The organism is Priestia sp. MDV22-iso46 (genome assembly GCF_058629175.1).
Map to the genome: position 1 here is coordinate 572,228 of NZ_JBZVWT010000003.1, position 19,710 is coordinate 591,937.

Genomic DNA, 19,710 nt, shown 5'->3' on the forward strand with positions numbered 1-19,710 from the left:
TTTGTAAAAGATGATGACTATCGTTTTATAAGAAGAAACAAGCTTTGAATAGTAGATATGAAGTTATTGATAGAATTATACCATATATCTCACTTATTATGCCGAAAACTGCAAAGAAAAAGCGCACCAAACTTCTAGCTTGGGCGCTTACAAGCACGAACTATTTTATTAACCGAACTGAACAAATAGAGGAAGATCTGTATGACCCATCTCACGTACGTAGACGTATAAATTTCCTTTATGATGAATTTCATGGTCAATGGCCATTTGTAAGAGTTGACTTCCGGGAAGCTTTCTTCCAAACGCTGCAGTGGTGTCAATTGTTTTGTTTAAATCATCTTCGCTAAGTGAACGTAATACGTCTACTGTTTTTTGCGTATATTCAGCTGCAAGGTCCGATAATGATTTGCCGCTAAAATCAGCTTTTTGACCAAGTGGAGATAAATCACCGGATTTTACCACTGATGCAAATGCATAAAAAGATGTTAAAATATGCGTAGATAAGTCAAAAGCGGACATAGATGTCGGGGCAGGCTTGTATTCGTAGTGACCTGCTTCAATTTTGTTGATTAATTCATTAGTTACGTTTCGATGTGCTAAAAAGTGATGAGTAATTTGTTCAACTGTCATGATGAAAGGCTCCTTTATTATGTATTTCGCTTCTGAGTATAGCATCTGAAACTCAGAAAGCGAAGAAAAAACTTTAACAAAAAGAAAAACAGCTGCATATGAGCAGCTGCTTTTCTTTTTATTAGAAATTACGTTGTTTTAACTCTTCAAGTAATAACTCCATACCTTCGCGGCTTAAAGTTAATTTGCCATCTGCGATTGTTACGTTGTCAGAAGATACTTCGCCAGTAATCGCACAAGCACCGTTCGGCTCATATTTCTTTAAAATAATTCGATCTGTTTCGACAAAAATTTCAACAGGATCTTTTACATCTATTTCAAGAACACGTCTTAACTCTTTAGGAATTACGATACGACCTAAATCATCTACTTTTCTTACAATACCAGTCGATTTCATTTTTTAATCACCTTTACTTTTATATTTTATTGAGTACGCAAAATATTATTTTTGGAATTTCTAAGATGATTATATACTAGATAACCGCTAAATTTGTCGAAGTTATTAATATGTAAATGAACTGTAATATTATTGAAATATTATCTGTAAATACAAATCCTCCTACAATATGGAATATGTAGGGCTCTTTGTATGATATAGGAGATACAGGAATTAATTACATTTGACATACAATTTTTTTTATGTTTATGCAGCAGCCTGGGGGTAGGCTACATGTAAGCGTGGAAGCAAACAAGTTGAAAAAATGAAGAAAATATGATTAAATTTAAAAAGTAACTTGCTCAAAATAATTAAATCGTAATGATTACGTATTTCAAATAAAAAATTGATAAAACGAAAGGATGACAAAGAGTTTGGCTAAAAAATCAAAAGTTGTGAAAGAACAAAAGCGTCAAGAGATGGTAGCGAGATATGCGCAATTACGCCAAGAGCTGAAGGAAAAAGGAGATTACGAAGCGTTAAAAAAATTGCCTAGAGATTCTTCACCAACCCGCTTAAATAATCGCTGCCGTGTTACCGGTCGTCCGCGAGGCTATCTTAGAAAATTTGAAATGTCACGCATCGCTTTTAGGGAATTGGCCTACAAAGGACAAATTCCAGGTGTTAAAAAAGCAAGCTGGTAGTATAAAAGCCCTCATTATGAGGGCTTTTATTATTTATTAGCTGCAAAATATCGAGCAATTCCTTGGTAAATACCTGTAGATATTTGCTGCTGATACGCGTTAGAAGAAACAATTTGCTCATCGTGAGCATTTGATAAAAAGCCTAGTTCAAGAAGTACAGCACGCTGGTTGTTTTCTCGAGTAACATAATAATCTCCAAAACGAACCCCCATATCCTTCATAGAAGGCGCGTTTTCAGCCATGCTTTCTTGAATGTATTTTGCTAATTCTTTATCTTTGGCTTCACTGTAATAAAATGATGCGATGCCGTTTGCAGAAGATGAAGTAGAAGCGTTATAGTGAATGCTGATAAATGCATCTGCATGCTTTGCTTCACTAACGTTCACTCGTCCGCTTAGTGAGATAAAAGTATCGTTTGAACGCGTCATAAATACATTTGCTCCAGAATTAGCTAGGCGGGTTGCCACAAGTTTTGCTGTTGTTAACGCTAAATTTTTCTCACTCGATGACTTGCCTGAAGTGCCAGGATCATATCCGCCGTGCCCAGCGTCTACTACAATAATTTTATCTTTTAAAGCAGCAGATGAGGAAGGCAAACTAGCTGAAGTTGTAGAACCAGCCGCAGCTGTTAACCCTTTTGACACCCATGCTGTTTGACTTGCAGAGTACTGAATTTGCACCCAGTCATTCGTTTCGCCTACTTTTTTGAATCGTTCACCTGCTTTTGCTACACGAATGATTCCCGCACTTAAGCTCGGCTGACTGCGCAAATTTGAAGCTTTTGTAATTTGAATCGACTGGGCTGGTTGTGAAGACTGTCCAGAATCAGCTTTTAAATACTGACTCGCCACCCAGCCGGTTTGACCCGATGCCGTTTTAATCTGCGACCAAGCTCCGCTTACTTTTACCACCGTTACTTTTGAATTGCGCGATAAGCTCGTCACGATGGACGCGCCTGTGCTTGCAGAAGAACGAACGTTTAATGAGCTCGCGTTAACGACCGCTGACTGTGATGATGTGGACCCAGAATCTTTAGCTGGCGCAGAAGAAGCAGAGCCTGCTTGTAAGTACTGACTCGCTACCCAGCCGGTTTGACCCGATGCCGTTTTAATCTGTGACCAAGCTCCGCTTACTTTTACCACCGTTACTTTTGAATTACGCGGTAAGTTCGTTACGATGGACGCGCTTGTGCTTGCAGAAGAGCGCACGTTCAATGAACTGGCATTAACGACCGCTGACTGTGATGACGTAGACCCAGAATCTTTAGCTGGCGCAGAAGAAGCAGAGCCTGCTTGTAAATACTGACTCGCCACCCAGCCGGTTTGACCCGATGCCGTTTTAACCTGCGACCAAGCTCCGCTTACTTTTACCACCGTTACTTTTGAATTGCGCGGTAAGTTTGTCACGATGGATGCGCTTGTGCTTGCAGAAGAACGAACGTTTAATGAGCTCGCATTAACGACCGCTGACTTCGATGTCGAATTTGCGGTAGACGTACTGTTTGTTTGCGTTTTATTTATGTATTGAGATGAAATCCAAGCTTCTTTACCGCTATAGGTAATTTTGGCCCATCCTTTGCTTTCATCTACTATATCAACGGTGTTTCCCTTCGTTATTTTTCCAACGATAGCACCGCTTGTACTAGGCGTTGCACGTACATTTAACGATGTAGCAGTTACTTTGGCCGATTCAGCTGCATCTGCATCAATTGAGTGCAAAAGCAATGAAGAGCTTAAAAGAACAGAAGAAACGGCTGTGTACATGACATGTTTTTTACTCATTTTTTCCTCCTTGCAAATTACAAATTTCAACATAAGGTTATTGGTATACAAAGCATATATCGGCAAATAGTCCAAAATTTTGAGTGAAATCTACTATTATCTCATAATACCGATATTATCCATCATACTATATGTCGAAATTCAATTGTATAATGAATTTGAACTATCTGCCATCCTTACCGATAAAATTTTACATTAATGTAAAATATAATTATGTTAAAGGTGGAATATAGAGATATTAAAAGCATTTAGTCCTTTGTTTATCGACATTTTGAGGACGTGTTTTATACTAGAAAAAATGTAAAATAGTATAAAGCAGCCGGATGTGAATAGGATAGAGGAGAGATAGCAGATAAAATCGTATCTATCTTTTGGAGGAGGAAACATCCACAATTATGAAACATTTAGAATAAAAATAACAAAAATATATAAAATAATAAAAAGCCTGTCTATATTGCTGTAAAGCTCGTAGCATAAACTAAAAGTAAATAGTTAGAAAATTCTTTCTTTTTATTTTAAAACATGATACAGTATAAAAAAGTGAAAGGGTGGAAACTGATATGCGAAAGATTGTTCAGTATGAAACAAAGTGGTCGCTTTTGTATCAAATGGAAAAAGAAGCGTTGCTTAATACACTAAAAGACTTTTCAGTAGACATCGAACATATTGGAAGCACGTCCGTTCCAGGATTGGCAGGTTCACCAATCGTTGATATTTTAATCGGAGTCAAACGCGAAGAAGACATAAATGAAGTGCGGGCTATATTAAAAAATAAATCTCACGTATATGTAGCGGAAAAAGAGATGTTTGTCTTATTAAAAGAAGGCGTTCCAGCTGCACACTATCCTCCAATTATGACAGCTAAAAATGCCCGTAGGCTCATTCCACATGATGCTAGAAGAAGTCATGTGTATGTAACGGTCAGTGAATCTCCTTACTGGAACGAACGAATTAATTTCAGGGAGCAGTTACGCTCGAGCGAACGTGCTAGAAAAAAATATGAAGGTATGAAATACGAGCTTTCAAAACGATTGTGGAACGATATTTCTACCTATGAGTACAAAAAAGAAGAATTCATTCAGCGCAGTCTATAAAAAACGTCATTTCAATTGAAATGACGTTTTTTAATTAATTATCTTGTAAAACAATGGTCTCAAGCTTGTCAGCAGTATTTACTGCGAGAACCGTATAGTTTTTACCGCTTTGAAGATTTGTTCCAGGAAGACTTAGTATTTCTTTTCCATCTGCTGTGGAAACAGATAGATCATACGAACCCGGATTTACTACTTGATAACCTGAAATGCTTTTAAAAGACAGATCTTTAAATAAAGGAGCAGCACCTTTAGGACCTACGTTTACCGCAGGAGCATCAGGAGATAAATGAGCAACACGTAAGCTTGCTTTTCCATCCATTCCTTGCTTATTATTCGTGAAAGCCTGTAGTTCAAGATTTTCCGCTTTATTTACAGCGGCCACTGTATACGATTTTCCACCGTCTACAACAAGGGTAGCTTCGATGATGGAATCTTTTGTTCCTTTTGTCTTCGCTTCGTATACTTCTACTTTATGAGAACCGGCTGACAAAGGCAAGGAGTTGGAGACATCTTTAAACTTTGCTCCTTCTACTAAAGCTTTGTCATCCACAAAAATGTCTACAGCCGGAGCATCCGGTGAAGCATGAACGATGCGAACTTCTGCATTTTGAGCTGTTCGCTCATCTGCAGCAGGAGGTGTTTCAGCGGCAAATACTAACATGCGGCTAAGTGCCAAGAAGGCAATCACTGCTGCCATTACGAATAGTCGTTTCATCAAGTATCACTCCTTTTTTAGTATACACAGCTTTATGTAAAGAGAAGGACTGTGCAGTTGTTAGCGTACACTAAATAAAATCAACTATTCGTTTGTTTGTTAACTTTTGATATGTTTACTGAGATTTCTGACGAAAAAATCGAAGAATAGCCAAAATATTGTATAGAGCTGTTAAGAGCCATGTCAATAAAAAGCCTAGGCCAAGCCCAATATTGGCATCTATATACGTATGCGTGAAGTCGTCATATACGACGTAGGAAAGAGGAGCAATCGACAGTAAAAATAGAAGAAAAAACAAAAGCTTTTTCCATCTGTTTAAAGTGAAGGTTAAATAAAAGAAAAGGAAAGCGGCGAACAATAGAAGACCGTCTCGAATAGCCCAAGGCAAAACGCCGATATGTGGATTAGCGAGAAGAAAAGTCGGGACAATCGAAAGGAGGAAAAGGAGAGAAAGTAAAGTTACGTGAAGTGTGTGCTTTTTTGTAAAAGCCGGCACCAATAAAAACGCTGCGGTTGCACTTAAAAGAAAATTACAAATTAAAATAAACTCCATATCAACACCTCATTTATTGAGTATTACTTTTAGTCTATTCAGCACGCTGTTAAAGTAGATAAAAAAGCTGCGATGTTCATCGCAGCTTTTGGTTATTCGAATTTAAATCCTTGTTTTTCAAGCATCGCTCGAACTTCTGGATAATAAATGGTTTTGTAAATAGCTGATACAGTTTGTGACCAGTTGCGGTCATCAGCACCGTTTGTTCTCTTTTTCATATACTCTGCCATTTCAGCATCATAGTCTTGAATCAATGACTTCAAGTCGTGATTATAGCTTTCACGATGGTGCACAGCAGCTTGTGGCAATCGAGGCTTTTTCGCAGAATGATCTGACGGATGTCCAACCACAAGACCGCTTACTGGGAATACGTATTCCGGTAAATCGAGCAGTTCAATGACTTCTAGCGGCTTTCTGCGAATTCCTCCGATTGGGACTGTACCTAAACCGAGTGATTCTGCTGCAACTGTTGCGGCTTCTAAAGAAATTCCAGCATCAGTTGCCCCGACTAAAATTGATTCAAGTCCATCGGTTACGCCAAGAGGGGCATCGTTAAGTTCAGCTGCAATCTTAGCACGATTAAAATCTGCACAAAAGATTAAAAATAGAGGAGCTTGGTCAATCCACGCTTGGTTGCCGGCAAGCTCTGAAAGTTTTTTCTTCTTTTCTTTATCTTGGACGCTAATAATAGTTACTTGCTGTCCATTAATAGAAGAAGCGGCTGACTGAGCAGATTGAATAATCGTATCTAAATGTTCGTCACTTACTGCTTCGTCTGTATACTGACGGATAGAACGATGATCTTGAATTGTACGAATTGCTTCATTCATGATGCGTCATCCTTTCAAAGAAGTTATGATTAACCTTGTAATGTTTTTACATCTAAAGGTGCTACAAGTACGCCAGTTTGAGCAAATGCTACAAAACTTTGGAAGTGAGCTGATTTATTGTGTGCTTGAATTGCTTCTTCGCTTTTCCACTCTTCAATCATCATAAATGTGTTAGGTGTAAAAGCATCTTCAAATAGTTGATAGTTGCTGTTTCCTTCTTCTTGTAAAGAATGCTTAATTAGTTCTTGTACGTTTTCTAAAAATTCTTCTCTTTTTGCTGGGTTAACTTTCATTGAAGCTTGTAAATGAATCATGGGTGATTCCTCCTTTAATAATGATGGTGCTTTATATTATTTGTTTTGTTTTTAATCTTTCATTCAATTTACGATTAAAATGAAGATAAGTTCGAATATCATCGAACAATGAAACTATAACACCGATTAAATAACAGTGCAAGGAATTTAGTTCGAAAGTTATCGAACATTGATACACAAAAGAAGCTGTGTTATATTTTAAGCATGAGAAAACCTTATCAACCACCGAAATCTGAAATTAAATTAACGCCTATTTTACATGCGTTGAGTGATCCTAACCGGCTGCGAATTGTACAGTGTTTAGCGACAAGAAAGGAGCAGACCTGTTCGTATTATCAAAAATTAAATGTATCAAAATCAACGCTATCACATCATATTAAAGTACTTCGCGAAGCTGGAATTATCAAACTACGTATAGAAGGTACGCAGCACTATTATTCCTTGCGTTTAGAAGATCTTGAGGAATTGTTCCCAGGTCTGCTTCCTTCCATTATAAATATAGATGAGCAATTATTTTAAAAGCTGAACGATGTTTTGTTCAGCTTTTTTGTTCAAAATAAATGTGTGCATGCAGGCTGCACCCGGGATTAAAAGAAGAACGACAGTGAGGGCAAGTCGAGTTACAGGTTAAGTATTCATTAATTGATAGCTCATGTTTACATACTCCGCAAAGAATAGCTTTTTTATTAAACATAGCTTTTGGCCACCTTTTAATATCATGATCAGCATGTCCGTTATGACATTGATAGCATGGATAATATGTATTACAGCAATAAAATTTTATTGCGATAATATCTTTAGCTGTATGATAGTGCGTACAGCGCGTTTCGGAATCCACCGTATCACCTTTTACTGCAGGTACAGATTTGTTCATTATCATCACTCCCTATGAAAAGTATAGCATGCTTTTATACGCCTTATCATACATATGTAAAAAGAAAAATGCTATAATAAAACCATCGTTTTACATGTCAGATTGCATGCTAAAAAGATCAGATAAAAATTGATGTCAAAACAGATCGATTAAGTGAAGTAAAGAGAGGAAGAAAAAATGAGTAAGCAAGTTATCGTTTTTACCGGAGGCGGAACAGCTGGACACGTAACACCAAACATTGCCATTATGAAAGAATTAGACAGTGAAAAATGGGATATCCATTATGTCGGTTCTCACAATGGTATTGAGAAAGAATTAATTACAAAATTAAACGTTCCATATCATGCGATTTCAAGCGGGAAGCTGCGTCGATACGTAGATATGGAAAATGTAAAAGATGTATTTCGAGTAGCAAAAGGAGTTGGCGATGCACGTCGCGTGCTGAAAAAGTTAAAGCCTTCTCTTGTGTTTTCAAAAGGCGGTTTTGTCACAGTTCCTGTTGTAATGGCTGCTAAATCGCTAAACATTCCCGTGTTCATTCATGAAAGTGATTTAACACCGGGACTGGCAAATAAAATTGCGCAGAAATTTGCCACTAAAATTTTCACTTCTTTTGATGAAGCGGCAAACTATTTTCCAAAAGAAAAAGTGCAGGTTGTTGGTTCACCTATTCGAAAAGAATTATTTAGCGGAAGCGCAGCGAACGGGGAAAGCTGGCTTCGCTTTTATGATAAGCGCCCAATTTTAACCATTATGGGCGGAAGTTTAGGAGCACGTCGCATCAATGAAATTGTTCGAGAGTCCTTGCCTGAACTGCAAAAGAAATTTCAAATTGTACATCTGTGCGGAAAAGGCAATGTTGATACAAGCCTTGAAAAAGAGTCGGGCTACCGTCAGTTAGAATATGTAAATGAACAGCTTCCAGATGTTCTAGCGGCCACTGATTATGTGATTACACGCGGCGGATCAAATGCTATCTTTGAGTTTTTAGCCCTTCATAAACCGATGATGATTATTCCTTTGTCAAAAGCACAAAGCCGCGGAGATCAAATTTTAAATGCACAGTCCTTTAAGAAAAAAGGCTACTGTATGGTTGTGGAAGAAGAACAGTTAACAAAAGAAGTGTTTTTGCGTGAAGTAAATGAGCTTCAGCAGCAGGCAAGTACGATGAAGCGTACAATGCGTGAAGCAACAAAAACGGATGCCATTTCAATTCTTGTAAATGAAATTGAGAAAATGAGCTAAAAAAAAGGCTGGGACAAACGTACTTTAGCCGAAGTGAAAAACGAACCATTGATCAAGGTGTTTGATTAGTGGTTCGTTTTTTTTGTTAAAGTGAACGTAGGTTTCACCTGTTCAGATCCTTCTAGCAGTTGATTGGAGGGCAAGAAGAAGCCTCCTGCGGGAAAAGCGACGAGGAGGCTCAGCGGCCGCCCGCGGAAAGCGAAGTCTTGCACAGAAATCAACTGCGGTGTCACAAGCGGTTCAGCTCATGTATCCCATTTGTTCATCTTTAGATGGGCTACATTCAGTCACAACCTTTTTTTCTTCGAATCTATTATTTTAAAATAATGAATATACATAGAAAAATAAAGCTTTTAAAATTTCAAAAAATGTTGTTGACAGTAAATTTTAACAGGAGTAAGATTACTCTCATGAAACGTTCCACTGTGAAACGCTGAGTCTTTTCTGAAAGAGAAGGAAAGAGCGGAGGACCCAATTATCAGGGGTGAATCTCTTAATTGAGTAGGGTTACTTTCTTGACCCGAACCCGTCAGCTAACTTCGTAAGCGTTAAGAGAGAGGATGGTGTAATCGTGGTCGTTTTCTATAACAGCGGATAGTACGCTCCTTTCAAAATATAGGTGAAAGGAGCGTCAAGATGCATTTATCTAAGCAAATGATTCAATTGATTGAATACCGAGCAATGTGCGACCAGCAATCTTTTGATCTAGCAAACCGCTATTTGTCTACGTTAGCTAATCAAAGTTTTAAACGCAGCAGGAAAAACCATAATTAAGTCTAAAAATTAAATAACAAATATACGCTTAATCAATTATGAGCGGGGGACCCAATATTTTGTACGTATGTACTAGGGGTGAATCTCTTAACTGAGTAGGGTTACTTCCATAACCCGAATCCGACAGCTAACTCCGTAAGCGTTTTGGGAGTAAAAAAATTCGTGTCGATCACGGCTTATTTGTCGTGCATTAAACCGCGGAAGAGAACTCTCTTCTGCGGTTTTTTTAATGGGGAAAATAGGAGAGCAGGTTATGTCTGCACCGTAAAGAGGATATAGTAGGGCTTTTAAAACGAGAGCAACAATACGTGAGGATTAAACAATCAAAGATAACCTTTCGCAGCTAGCTCACTTGGGCGTGATGCTTTACGCACAGAAACAGTCACTACGCTTAATCATGGGTGGTAAGAAACAGTTAGGAGGGAGCAACTTGGATATAATCATGCTTGGAACGCTTGCCATATTAACAGCTGCTATGTACGGAATTATTTGCTGGTCGTCTCATGTAGTAGACGAAAGAGAGGAGAAGTGAACATGTCGTTCATTTTGTTAGGTATTTCAGTTCTCGTTTTAATTTATTTAGTATATGTACTGTTAAATCCAGAACAATTTTAATAAGCGGAGGAATAAAACGTAGGAATTTTTCTACTATCAGTTGCGCTGCTGCTTGTTTTTGTAGCGCTTATTGCAAAGCCCGTAGGTATTTATATAGCGAATGTGTTTTCAAACGATAAAAACACTAGCTTGGTAGGGAAGATAGAATCGGTGATGTTTAAAGCGGCAGGAATTAAAGGGCATAATCAGACGTGGAAGCAATATGCACTTGCTCTCGTTTTGGCGAATACGTTTATGATTTTTGTGGTGTATCTTATCTTCCGGTTTCAAGAGGTACTGCCGCTTAACCCAAGCCACATCAAAGGAATGGATCCGGCCCTTGCTTTTAACACGGCCATTAGTTTTATGACAAATACGAACTTGCAGCACTACAGCGGTGAATCAGGTTTGTCTTATTTCTCGCAGATGGCCGCCGTTGTATTTATGATGTTTGCTGCACCAGCAACAGCCCTTGCAGTAGCAATCGCTTTTATTCGTGGGTTGGCAGGGAAGGAAATGGGAAACTTTTTTGTTGATTTTGTGAAATCAATCACGCATGTTTTACTTCCTATTGCTTTTATAACAGGCATTTTATTTGCGTTTTTAGGTGTTCCTCAAACGTTAAGCGGAACGGTGACTGCCCATACATTAGAAGGGGCATCCCAGCAAATAGCAAGGGGACCAGTTGCTTCTTTTCTTTCAATCAAAGAGCTAGGCAACAACGGAGGGGGATTTTTTGGTGTCAATTCAGCTCATCCATTTGAAAATCCTAATGCGTGGAGCAATGTATTACAAATCGTCCTTATGCTTTTGTTGCCAACCGCACTTCCTTTTACGTACGGAAAAATGATCGGACAGCGTAAACAAGGTCGCATCTTGTTTATATCGATGAGTATGCTCTTTATTGTTATCTTAAGTACAGCGTTTGTAACAGAGTGGGGTGGCAACCCTAGACTTGATGCTTTTCATTTGAATGAAGCGAGCGGTTATATGGAAGGGAAAGAAGTTCGTTTTGGTGTCGGTATGTCAACTCTGTACGCCATCGTGACGACAGCAAGTGAAACAGGCGCAGTCAATGCCATGCACGATACCCTTACGCCTCTTACCGGGTTATTGACACTTGGAAATATGATGTTAAATACCGTATTTGGCGGTGTCGGAGCAGGATTTATGAATGTCATGATGTACGTCATCATCGCCGTATTTTTATCAGGTTTAATGGTTGGAAGAACCCCGGAATACGTAGGTAAAAAAATTGAAGGAAAAGAAATGAAGCTCATTGCCGTGACGCTTATTCTGCAGCCGCTGCTAATTTTAGGGGGAACCGCCGTAGCGCTCACTACTCATTTAGGAATGGAAGGTATATCAAACCCCGGCTTTCACGGGTTAAGCCAGGCACTGTATGAATTTACGTCGTCAGCAGCAAACAATGGATCCGGTTTTGAAGGACTCGGTGACGCAACTCCGTTTTGGAACATTTCTACGGGAATTGTTATGTATATTGGACGCTACTTCGGACTAATTACGATGCTGGCGGTATCGAGCTCACTAGCATCTAAGCAGCTTGTTCCTGAAACACCTGGGACATTTAAAACGGATACGTCTTTATTTAGCGGCATTTTAATTGGAACTACCGTTATTGTAGGGGCACTTACGTTTTTCCCGGTGCTTGTACTTGGGCCGGTTGCTGAGTATTTGACACTGTAATCAAGAAAGCGGAGGATTATAATGAATAAACGGAATTTTATGAATAATCTTGAATTAGATCGTAACAGTCACATTCAAGGTTCTGTAGATAAACAAACTTCATCGATTTTTATTCAATCAGTAAAGCAGGCTTTTATCAAGCTAAGTCCAAGAACGATGATAAAAAACCCTATCATGTTCGTAGTAGAAATCGGGTTTGTTATTACGCTTTTTTTAGCTGTTGTTCCAGACCTTTTCAGAGAAAGTGCAGTAAGCGCAGGCTTTAATATTGCCGCATCCCTCATTTTATTTTTCACAATTGTTTTTGCTAATTTTGCAGAGGCATTAGCAGAAGGACGAGGAAAAGCGCAGGCAAACTCATTAAAGCAATCGAAAGGTGACATTACAGCTAATAAACTTCAAAACGGGCAAATGATACAAGTTTCGGCATCGCAACTAAAAAAAGGAGACATCGTCGTCGTTTCACAAGGCGAGATGATTCCTGGAGATGGAGAAATCATTAAAGGACTGGCGTCTGTTGATGAATCGGCTATTACGGGTGAATCGGCACCTGTTATGAAAGAAGCAGGGGGAGATTTTAACTCTGTAACGGGAGGTACAAGAGTTGTCAGCGATGAAATTACAGTTAAAATTACGTGTGAGCAAGGTGAATCATTTTTAGATAAAATGATTTCGCTTGTTGAAGGAGCAGAGCGTCAAAAAACGCCAAATGAAATTGCGCTAAACACGGTTTTAACAAGTCTGACGATTATTTTCTTACTAGTTGTTGTGACGCTTCCTGTATTTACAAATTACTTACATTTTCAGCTCGACACGGCTATTTTAATTTCACTGCTCGTCTGCCTCATTCCTACGACAATTGGAGGATTATTATCGGCCATTGGAATTGCTGGGATGGACCGAGTTACTCAGTTTAACGTGATCGCCATGTCAGGAAAAGCAGTAGAAGCAGCTGGTGACATCAATACAATTATTTTAGATAAAACCGGCACCATTACGTTTGGAAACCGAATGGCTCATCAATTAACGACTGTAGAAGGCATAGACGAACGTGAACTTTACAAATGGGCGTTTGTTTCTTCTCTTTACGACGAAACGCCAGAAGGGCGCTCAGTTGTTGATTTTATTCAAAACCGTATGGGAGTAGAAGATCTTAGAAAAACGCAGGGAACATTTGTAGAATTCAAAGCTGAAACGCGAATGAGCGGTATTGACTTAGAGAATGTATCTGTACGAAAAGGAGCAGTGGACGCCGTCACGGCATGGGTAGAGTCAAAGGGCGGGAAGGTTCCCTCTGATTTGCAGCAAAAAGCAAACGAAATTGCAGGAGCTGGTGGCACGCCGCTTGCCGTCGCCGATGATGATAAAATCTATGGCTTAATTTATTTAAAAGACACGGTAAAACCAGGAATGAAAGAACGCTTTGATGAACTTCGTAGAATGGGTATTAAAACGGTTATGTGTACAGGAGATAATCCGTTAACCGCTGCAACCATTGCAAAAGAAGCTGGAGTAGATGAATTTATTGCGGAATGCAAGCCAGAAGACAAGATTCAAGTAATTAAATATGAACAGCAGCAAGGAAAGCTAGTTGCTATGACAGGTGACGGGACAAACGATGCCCCTGCGCTTGCTCAAGCTGATGTTGGCTTAGCAATGAACAGCGGAACCTCAGCTGCTAAAGAAGCAGCAAATATGGTGGACTTAGATTCTGATCCCACTAAAATCATTGAAGTCGTTTCAATTGGAAAACAGCTATTAATGACAAGGGGTGCCTTAACTACATTCAGTATCGCAAACGATATTGCTAAGTATTTCGCTATTATTCCAGCCATGTTTACCTTGGCGATTCCGCAAATGGAGGCTCTTAACGTAATGAAGCTGAATTCACCTCTATCTGCCGTATTGTCAGCGCTTATTTTTAATGCGGTCATTATCCCGCTGTTAATTCCCTTAGCCATGAAGGGAATTGCGTATAAGCCGATGAGTTCTAACGCCCTGCTGCGAAAAAATTTGTTCATTTACGGATTAGGTGGGGTATTGGTTCCCTTCATTGGGATTAAAGCGATTGACTTACTACTTTCATTTGTAATGTAGAGGAGAAGAAACGATGATACAAACAGAACGAATGGGAAGCATTATTGTTCGCTTAACAATTATGATGATAATTCTTTGTGGTCTTATTTATCCTGTTGTGATGACAGGCATTGCTCAGACGGCTATTCCAAGTAAAGCAAATGGCAGCTTAATCTATTCAAACAAGCATCAAGTTATCGGTTCTAAGCTGATAGGGCAGCAGTTTACGAGCAATGCATTTTTTCATGGCAGAGTCTCTAGTATTGATTATAACGGGGCAGGGTCTGGCTCGTTGAATTTAGCACCTTCAAATAAAGATCTTACGAACCGTATCGAAAGATCAGTAGCGGCGTGGAAAAAAGAAAACGAGGTACCAAAAGGCGGAATTCCAATTGATGCCGTCACAAATTCGGCTTCTGGACTCGATCCGGATATTACGCCACAAGCTGCATATGCACAAGTAGAGCGCGTAGCAAAAGCAGCGCATATTAACATCAACACGCTAAAAGAGCTGATCAAAGAACATACTCAGCAAGGAGCTTTTGGTGCAAAACGAGTAAATGTAGTAGAGCTAAATTTAGCTGTTCAACGAGAGCGCTAATTACATGCACTCGCTTCATGTATTGAAGCGAGTGTGATAAAGGGGCCTGAACAATGAAAGAAAAAGAAGCTCATCCATACTTTCGAAGAAAAACTCCGGAAGAACTATTGCGTGAACTTCATGATCAGAAGCGCGGAAAGCTTAAACTCTACATCGGTGCGGCGCCGGGAGTAGGAAAGACGTATAAAATGCTTCAAGATGCGCACGATTTAGTCAAAGAAGGCGTAGATGTCGTAGTTGGATATGTAGAAGCACACGGCAGGAATGAGACTGAGGCGATGATCGGAAATCTAGAAGTAATCCAAAAAGAAACCATTTTTTATAAGGGAAAAGAATTACAAGAGCTTGATTTGCTGGCGATTGTAAGAAGGCGGCCAAAAGTTGTAATTATCGATGAACTCGCTCATACAAATGTGCCGACAAGCCGCCATAAAAAACGTTTTAAAGATGTTTCTTACCTGCTCAACCAAGGTATTTCAGTCATGTCAGCAATGAATATTCAGCATATGGAAAGCGTACATGATCTCGTATATGCTGTTACCCAGGTAAAAGTTCGTGAAACAGTGCCAGATTTATTTATCCAGCAAGCAGATGAAATTCAGCTTGTGGATGTTACGCCAGAACAGCTGCAAAAGCGTCTTCGTGAAGGCAAAATATACGAAGTTCATAAAATTGAACAAAGCCTGCAGTCTTTTTTTAAGCTCGCAAATCTCCATGCCCTTCGTGAATTAACGCTCAGAGAAATAGCGGATGAAGTGGACGGTAAGCTCATTCATTCCCATGAAATTGGCGTAACAGGTATTTGCGAACGCATTTTAGTATGCATTCAATACAGTGAAACAGCTGAAAAATTGATTCGAAGAGGCTGGAGAATGGCAAACCGATTGAAAGCAGATTTGCTGCTGCTTCATGTTTTTACAGGCGAGCAAACTGAAAGGCAAAAAGCACAAATCAAAGAGTGGCAGGAATTTGCTGATCGCTTTCACGCATCGCTAATTGTTGAAGAAGCTAAAAAGCAAAAACCGGCTGCAGTGATTGTGAACGTAGCCAAGCAGTATCGCGTTACTCAAATCTTACTAGGGCAATCAGCGAGGACAAGGTGGGAAGAGATTCGAAAAGGGTCTATTGTGAATACGATTATGAGACAGACTCATAACATCGACATTCATATTGTTTCAGATTCAGCAAAGCAATGACAATAAAATGGATGTATAATAAAAGGAGAATATGAGTGAATATTGCGTTCTTTTTACTCCCCAAAAAAGAAGTCGTTACCCTGTCGACACAGTCAACTGTCCGTCAAGCATTGGAGAAAATGGAGTATCATCGCTACTCTTCTGTACCGCTCATTAACCAAAAAGGAGAATATGTAGGGACTTTGGCAGAAGGAGACTTGCTACGGAAAATAAAAAGCCTAGAGCATATAGAACTTCATGAGCTAGAACACCTACGAATTGAAGAGGTCCCAAGGCATCGCGATTATGAACCTATCACCATTAATGATGAAATGGAAAGTATTTTGTCACGCGCGTCTGAACAAAATTTTGTACCAGTTGTAGATGATCAAAATATTTTTATTGGACTCGTGCGGCGAAGAGAGATTATAGAGTATTGTATCTCTCAACTTTTTATACATGGAGAAACGCCTTTAAATGTGAAGATTTAGTTAAGTTTGCGTAAAAAACATAATTTTTACATAAAAGGTAGTCTCTTTTTATATAATTAATGTTATAATAAGAGATGTAAAGACGAAACTTGCGTAATGTAAGCCTCTAACATTTGTTAGAGGTTCTTTTTTTACATAACATAAAACATTTGATTTCAGTTCTTTCTATGATTAAGTTAGAATAAGTGTTAAAGTAAGAGGTTTCTTGCTTTTTTTCATAAGAAAAGTGAGCTGTACAAAGGAGACAAAGTATATTGACTACGGAAAAAACAAAAAGCGATCAATTACGCAGCATATTCAAAACTATTATCTTCGCTATCGCTCTAGTATTTATGATTCGCGCATTTTTATTTTCTCCGTATATTGTAGAAGGCGCTTCAATGAACCCAACGCTTCATAACGGAGAGCGTTTGTTTGTGAATAAACTGTCGTATTCGCTCCATGATATTCGCCGCGGAGATATTGTGATTATTAAAGATGAGGCTAAGAATAAGCATTATGTAAAAAGAGTAATCGGTCTGCCAGGTGAAAAAATCGAAATGAAAAAAGATCAGCTTTATATTGATGATAAAAAAGTAAGTGAACCTTATTTAAAAACGAATCGTCAAATTGCCAATAACATGGATATGGAGCTCACAGGAGATTTTGAACCCGTTCAAATACCTAAAAACGAAGTATTTGTAATGGGTGATAACCGTCTGTACAGTATGGATAGCCGCAACGGTCTAGGTCTCATTGATGAGAAACGGATTGTCGGAAAAAGCGAATTTGTATTTTACCCCATTAAAAAAATAAGAAAAACAACGTAAAAAGAAATGCCGGCGAAGGTATTTCTTTTTTTGTGCCTATGTCTACTCGGCTTCTAGATGGGCAAGCTAAGGAAAAAAGGTGTGAATTAATTGAAGACAGCCTATGAAAAATTATTTAAACATTTTAAATTTGTTGATGCTCTTGAGATGAAAAACCGATTAGCAATGGGACCTATACTCACATACGCTTCACGGGAAAACGGAGAAATATCCGATATCGATCTGACTTTTTACGAAAAACGAGTAGGAGGCGTCAGTACGGTAATTGTCGGCCCCGCGTTTATCACAGAAAATGGCCAAGTAGCACATGGTCAAATCGGCATTCATCGTGATCAGGTCATACGAAAGCTTCATCAACTAACTCAAATGATTCATAGGAGAGGAGCTAAAGCGATTCTTCAACTATCGCACGGGGGAAGAAAGTGCGTAGAAATGAAAAATAAATGGCAAGCCATTAGCCCAAGTGAAAAGCCTCATAAACGTAAAGGCAAAAAGCCTGTTCAAATGAACGAGCGCGATATAACTTATATTGTTCAAGCGTTTGGCGAAGCTACCACTAGAGCTATGGAAGCAGGATTTGACGGAGTGGAAATTGACGGAGGAAATGAATGTTTACTGCAGCAGTTTATGTCAAGGCAAGCCAATGAACGAAGCGATTCTTATGGGGGAAGCGCAGAAAACCGCTTCACTTTTGCACTTGAAGTTATTCGTGAAGTGACGCGTCGAGCAGCACATGCGGGCAAACCATTTATTGTGGGGTATACATTAGCGCCTAAAGAAAAAGGCTATTTAGGAAATAAAGTGGAAGATACATTTGAGTGGATTGATCGTCTTGTTCATACAGAAATTGATTATTTACATATCAGTGCTTTGCATGAATCTACCTTGGATAGTGAAGAAAAGCGTTCACTTCTTTCTTCGATTATTAAGCACGTCAATCACCGTGTCCCTCTTGTAGGTACAGGAGGACTTACGGCAACAGAAGTAGCAGAAGCTTTTGAGCAAGGTCTGGCTTTAATTACGATTGAACAAGCATTAGTCGTACAGCCAGATTGGGTAGAAAAAGTGATAAATAGCGACGAGCCTGCTTCTATGGATATGACGTCATTAGATAAAGATGTGAGTTTGCCTCCTGAAGTGCTGGCTCATTGGAAAGACATGCATAAAAACGACCGCCCTTATTAAGTGAGCGGTCGTTTTTATGTGGTTGACTTAACAAGAAGAATTTTATTTTACTGATACTATAACCAAGCAGCATACATAGACTAAAAGAAAAAATCAAAAACACAGTTGACTTCTAGGAATAGTTAGGATTACAATATAAACAACTTATTCATAAAACGGACAGCTGATCGGACATACCGAAGGCTTCTAGCAAACAACTGTTGGAGGCCTTTTTGTGCTTTCTAACAGAAGATGAAAGTGGAGGGACAACATGAAAAAGTTAATTACGTTTGCACTTATTGGCTTTTTAGCTCAGTTAATTGATGGATCACTCGGAATGGCATACGGGGTGACATCAACTACGCTGCTTTTAACGTTTGGAATTGCACCAGCTGTGGCTTCCGCATCTGTTCACTTAGCAGAAGTTGTAACAACAGCAGCTTCTGGTGTTTCACATATTAAATTTGGAAACGTAGATAAATCAATGGTGTTAAAACTAATTATCCCAGGTTCCATCGGAGCTTTTGTAGGAGCCTGCTTTCTAAGTAATTTACCTGGAGATGCAGTAAGGCCTTACGTTTCAACATTCTTATTGCTCCTAGGAGTTTATGTGTTATTTCGTTTTTTATTTACGTTTAAAACAAACGAAGAAAAGAGCACCAAACCTTTATCGACGAAGCAGTCCATTCCGTTGGGATTAATTGCTGGATTTGCTGATGCTACAGGAGGAGGAGGCTGGGGGCCGATAGCAACGCCTGTATTGCTAGCTAAAAAAGGCACAACAGCCCGGAAAGTCGTTGGAACCGTGGATACAAGTGAATTTGCTATTGCCGTCTCGGCTACACTTGGCTTTTTAATTTCTCTTGGCTGGGAGCAGGTAAACTGGTTCTGGGTAGGCGCCCTTATGATTGGCGGAATTATCGCGGCTCCGATTGCTGCATGGTTTGTTCGTATTATCCCGGCTCACTTGCTTGGTTCACTTGTTGGTGGATTTATCATTTTAACAAATGCTCGAACACTCTTAAACACATGGGTATCCAGCAGCTCAACTCAGATAGCTGTATATGCATTCATACTTATTGTGTGGGCCGCAGCGATCATTTACTCACTGTTACAAGGAAAAAAATATAATCAAAATCGAAACGTAGAAGTTTCGTAATAAAGAGGATGGAATAAAAGTAGCTTAGTTAAAGGAAGATCTGA

Annotated in this window: 22 protein-coding genes and 2 riboswitches; of the genes, 14 read left to right on the forward strand and 8 right to left on the reverse strand. The window is 39.2% G+C overall.

The window, feature by feature from the left end:
* Positions 1–168 precede the first annotated feature (168 nt).
* Both AC4NPH_RS20460 and AC4NPH_RS20465 read right to left on the reverse strand, forming a co-directional pair.
* On the reverse strand, positions 169–630 hold the full coding sequence (locus AC4NPH_RS20460; RefSeq protein WP_053487444.1) for a DinB family protein: 462 nt from the start codon (positions 628–630) through the stop codon (positions 169–171).
* Between the two features lie 121 nt (positions 631–751).
* A complete protein-coding gene (locus AC4NPH_RS20465; protein WP_013057736.1) occupies positions 752–1,027 on the reverse strand; it encodes an AbrB/MazE/SpoVT family DNA-binding domain-containing protein in 276 nt (91 codons plus the stop codon).
* 413 nt (positions 1,028–1,440) lie between these two features.
* On the opposite strand from AC4NPH_RS20465, the gene rpsN reads away from it, so the two are divergent.
* Complete coding sequence (rpsN, locus tag AC4NPH_RS20470; RefSeq protein ID WP_013057735.1) at positions 1,441–1,710, forward strand: 30S ribosomal protein S14; 270 nt, start codon at positions 1,441–1,443, stop codon at positions 1,708–1,710.
* 29 nt (positions 1,711–1,739) lie between these two features.
* Here the strand turns inward: rpsN and AC4NPH_RS20475 are convergent, their stop codons facing one another.
* Positions 1,740–3,491, reverse strand: a complete 1,752-nt coding sequence (locus AC4NPH_RS20475) for an N-acetylmuramoyl-L-alanine amidase family protein (protein WP_491938902.1) — start codon at positions 3,489–3,491, stop codon at positions 1,740–1,742.
* Between the two features lie 560 nt (positions 3,492–4,051).
* On the opposite strand from AC4NPH_RS20475, the gene AC4NPH_RS20480 reads away from it, so the two are divergent.
* The gene (locus AC4NPH_RS20480; RefSeq protein WP_013057733.1) at positions 4,052–4,585 is read left to right on the forward strand and encodes a GrpB family protein; all 534 of its coding nucleotides are present in this window, start codon (positions 4,052–4,054) and stop codon (positions 4,583–4,585) included.
* A 34-nt stretch (positions 4,586–4,619) separates the two neighbouring features.
* On the opposite strand, the gene AC4NPH_RS20485 is transcribed toward AC4NPH_RS20480, so the two are convergent.
* The 4 genes from AC4NPH_RS20485 to AC4NPH_RS20500 form a co-directional block, all read right to left on the reverse strand.
* Entirely contained in the window at positions 4,620–5,300 is a 681-nt protein-coding gene (locus AC4NPH_RS20485; protein ID WP_057235282.1) for a DUF4397 domain-containing protein, read from the reverse strand.
* 115 nt (positions 5,301–5,415) lie between these two features.
* Entirely contained in the window at positions 5,416–5,853 is a 438-nt protein-coding gene (locus tag AC4NPH_RS20490) for a hypothetical protein (protein WP_013057731.1), read from the reverse strand.
* A gap of 92 nt (positions 5,854–5,945) precedes the next feature.
* On the reverse strand, positions 5,946–6,683 hold the full coding sequence (gene nfsA / locus AC4NPH_RS20495) for an oxygen-insensitive NADPH nitroreductase (protein ID WP_013057730.1): 738 nt from the start codon (positions 6,681–6,683) through the stop codon (positions 5,946–5,948).
* A gap of 29 nt (positions 6,684–6,712) precedes the next feature.
* The gene (locus AC4NPH_RS20500) at positions 6,713–6,997 is read right to left on the reverse strand and encodes a putative quinol monooxygenase (RefSeq protein WP_013057729.1); all 285 of its coding nucleotides are present in this window, start codon (positions 6,995–6,997) and stop codon (positions 6,713–6,715) included.
* A 204-nt stretch (positions 6,998–7,201) separates the two neighbouring features.
* On the opposite strand from AC4NPH_RS20500, the gene AC4NPH_RS20505 reads away from it, so the two are divergent.
* Positions 7,202–7,516 (forward strand): ArsR/SmtB family transcription factor, encoded by a 315-nt coding sequence (locus AC4NPH_RS20505; RefSeq protein WP_029322683.1) that lies wholly within the window; start codon positions 7,202–7,204, stop codon positions 7,514–7,516.
* Between the two features lie 19 nt (positions 7,517–7,535).
* Here AC4NPH_RS20505 and AC4NPH_RS20510 read toward each other — a convergent pair whose 3' ends face one another.
* Positions 7,536–7,871, reverse strand: coding sequence for a CHY zinc finger protein (locus AC4NPH_RS20510; protein WP_029322681.1), 336 nt, complete (start codon positions 7,869–7,871; stop codon positions 7,536–7,538).
* Positions 7,872–8,048: 177 nt separating this feature from the next.
* On the opposite strand from AC4NPH_RS20510, the gene murG reads away from it, so the two are divergent.
* From murG to AC4NPH_RS20565, 11 genes are all read left to right on the forward strand, one after another.
* Positions 8,049–9,116: an undecaprenyldiphospho-muramoylpentapeptide beta-N-acetylglucosaminyltransferase gene (gene murG, locus AC4NPH_RS20515; RefSeq protein WP_013057726.1), complete on the forward strand. Its 1,068-nt coding sequence runs from the start codon at positions 8,049–8,051 to the stop codon at positions 9,114–9,116.
* Between the two features lie 421 nt (positions 9,117–9,537).
* Positions 9,538–9,680: riboswitch (cyclic di-AMP (ydaO/yuaA leader) on the forward strand.
* A gap of 72 nt (positions 9,681–9,752) precedes the next feature.
* Positions 9,753–9,890 carry a hypothetical protein gene (locus AC4NPH_RS20520; protein WP_176532961.1) on the forward strand — a complete coding sequence of 46 codons (138 nt, stop codon included), beginning with the start codon at positions 9,753–9,755 and terminating at the stop codon, positions 9,888–9,890.
* A gap of 15 nt (positions 9,891–9,905) precedes the next feature.
* A riboswitch (cyclic di-AMP (ydaO/yuaA leader) is annotated at positions 9,906–10,046 on the forward strand.
* 378 nt (positions 10,047–10,424) lie between these two features.
* Positions 10,425–10,505, forward strand: coding sequence for a K(+)-transporting ATPase subunit F (gene kdpF, locus AC4NPH_RS20525; RefSeq protein ID WP_063611563.1), 81 nt, complete (start codon positions 10,425–10,427; stop codon positions 10,503–10,505).
* Between the two features lie 24 nt (positions 10,506–10,529).
* On the forward strand, positions 10,530–12,191 hold the full coding sequence (kdpA, locus tag AC4NPH_RS20530) for a potassium-transporting ATPase subunit KdpA (RefSeq protein ID WP_170959532.1): 1,662 nt from the start codon (positions 10,530–10,532) through the stop codon (positions 12,189–12,191).
* Positions 12,192–12,212: 21 nt separating this feature from the next.
* Positions 12,213–14,288, forward strand: a complete 2,076-nt coding sequence (gene kdpB, locus AC4NPH_RS20535) for a potassium-transporting ATPase subunit KdpB (RefSeq protein ID WP_098314645.1) — start codon at positions 12,213–12,215, stop codon at positions 14,286–14,288.
* A 13-nt stretch (positions 14,289–14,301) separates the two neighbouring features.
* The gene (gene kdpC / locus AC4NPH_RS20540) at positions 14,302–14,868 is read left to right on the forward strand and encodes a potassium-transporting ATPase subunit KdpC (protein WP_053487438.1); all 567 of its coding nucleotides are present in this window, start codon (positions 14,302–14,304) and stop codon (positions 14,866–14,868) included.
* 53 nt (positions 14,869–14,921) lie between these two features.
* A complete protein-coding gene (gene kdpDN / locus AC4NPH_RS20545; protein ID WP_279824108.1) occupies positions 14,922–16,064 on the forward strand; it encodes a KdpD-like non-kinase potassium sensor in 1,143 nt (380 codons plus the stop codon).
* A gap of 35 nt (positions 16,065–16,099) precedes the next feature.
* Positions 16,100–16,534, forward strand: coding sequence for a CBS domain-containing protein (locus AC4NPH_RS20550; protein ID WP_053487437.1), 435 nt, complete (start codon positions 16,100–16,102; stop codon positions 16,532–16,534).
* Positions 16,535–16,788: 254 nt separating this feature from the next.
* Positions 16,789–17,343: a signal peptidase I gene (gene lepB / locus AC4NPH_RS20555; RefSeq protein ID WP_013057720.1), complete on the forward strand. Its 555-nt coding sequence runs from the start codon at positions 16,789–16,791 to the stop codon at positions 17,341–17,343.
* A gap of 90 nt (positions 17,344–17,433) precedes the next feature.
* The gene (locus AC4NPH_RS20560; RefSeq protein WP_055990930.1) at positions 17,434–18,528 is read left to right on the forward strand and encodes an oxidoreductase; all 1,095 of its coding nucleotides are present in this window, start codon (positions 17,434–17,436) and stop codon (positions 18,526–18,528) included.
* A 250-nt stretch (positions 18,529–18,778) separates the two neighbouring features.
* Positions 18,779–19,666, forward strand: coding sequence for a sulfite exporter TauE/SafE family protein (locus AC4NPH_RS20565; protein WP_013057718.1), 888 nt, complete (start codon positions 18,779–18,781; stop codon positions 19,664–19,666).
* The last annotated feature ends 44 nt before the right edge of the window (positions 19,667–19,710 follow it).

What these genes read in the sequence shown, in the direction of transcription:
- AC4NPH_RS20520 (WP_176532961.1), top strand. Translation starts at nt 9,753, where the DNA reads ATGCATTTATCTAAGCAAATGATTCAATTGATTGAATACCGAGCAATG.
- AC4NPH_RS20460 (WP_053487444.1), bottom strand. Translation starts at nt 630, where the DNA reads ATGACAGTTGAACAAATTACTCATCACTTTTTAGCACATCGAAACGTA.
- nfsA (WP_013057730.1), bottom strand. Translation starts at nt 6,683, where the DNA reads ATGAATGAAGCAATTCGTACAATTCAAGATCATCGTTCTATCCGTCAG.
- AC4NPH_RS20565 (WP_013057718.1), top strand. Translation starts at nt 18,779, where the DNA reads ATGAAAAAGTTAATTACGTTTGCACTTATTGGCTTTTTAGCTCAGTTA.
- AC4NPH_RS20490 (WP_013057731.1), bottom strand. Translation starts at nt 5,853, where the DNA reads ATGGAGTTTATTTTAATTTGTAATTTTCTTTTAAGTGCAACCGCAGCG.
- kdpF (WP_063611563.1), top strand. Translation starts at nt 10,425, where the DNA reads ATGTCGTTCATTTTGTTAGGTATTTCAGTTCTCGTTTTAATTTATTTA.
- kdpC (WP_053487438.1), top strand. Translation starts at nt 14,302, where the DNA reads ATGATACAAACAGAACGAATGGGAAGCATTATTGTTCGCTTAACAATT.
- AC4NPH_RS20505 (WP_029322683.1), top strand. Translation starts at nt 7,202, where the DNA reads ATGAGAAAACCTTATCAACCACCGAAATCTGAAATTAAATTAACGCCT.
- murG (WP_013057726.1), top strand. Translation starts at nt 8,049, where the DNA reads ATGAGTAAGCAAGTTATCGTTTTTACCGGAGGCGGAACAGCTGGACAC.
- AC4NPH_RS20500 (WP_013057729.1), bottom strand. Translation starts at nt 6,997, where the DNA reads ATGATTCATTTACAAGCTTCAATGAAAGTTAACCCAGCAAAAAGAGAA.
- AC4NPH_RS20465 (WP_013057736.1), bottom strand. Translation starts at nt 1,027, where the DNA reads ATGAAATCGACTGGTATTGTAAGAAAAGTAGATGATTTAGGTCGTATC.
- kdpB (WP_098314645.1), top strand. Translation starts at nt 12,213, where the DNA reads ATGAATAAACGGAATTTTATGAATAATCTTGAATTAGATCGTAACAGT.
- AC4NPH_RS20510 (WP_029322681.1), bottom strand. Translation starts at nt 7,871, where the DNA reads ATGAACAAATCTGTACCTGCAGTAAAAGGTGATACGGTGGATTCCGAA.
- AC4NPH_RS20485 (WP_057235282.1), bottom strand. Translation starts at nt 5,300, where the DNA reads ATGAAACGACTATTCGTAATGGCAGCAGTGATTGCCTTCTTGGCACTT.
- AC4NPH_RS20475 (WP_491938902.1), bottom strand. Translation starts at nt 3,491, where the DNA reads ATGAGTAAAAAACATGTCATGTACACAGCCGTTTCTTCTGTTCTTTTA.
- kdpDN (WP_279824108.1), top strand. Translation starts at nt 14,922, where the DNA reads ATGAAAGAAAAAGAAGCTCATCCATACTTTCGAAGAAAAACTCCGGAA.
- AC4NPH_RS20480 (WP_013057733.1), top strand. Translation starts at nt 4,052, where the DNA reads ATGCGAAAGATTGTTCAGTATGAAACAAAGTGGTCGCTTTTGTATCAA.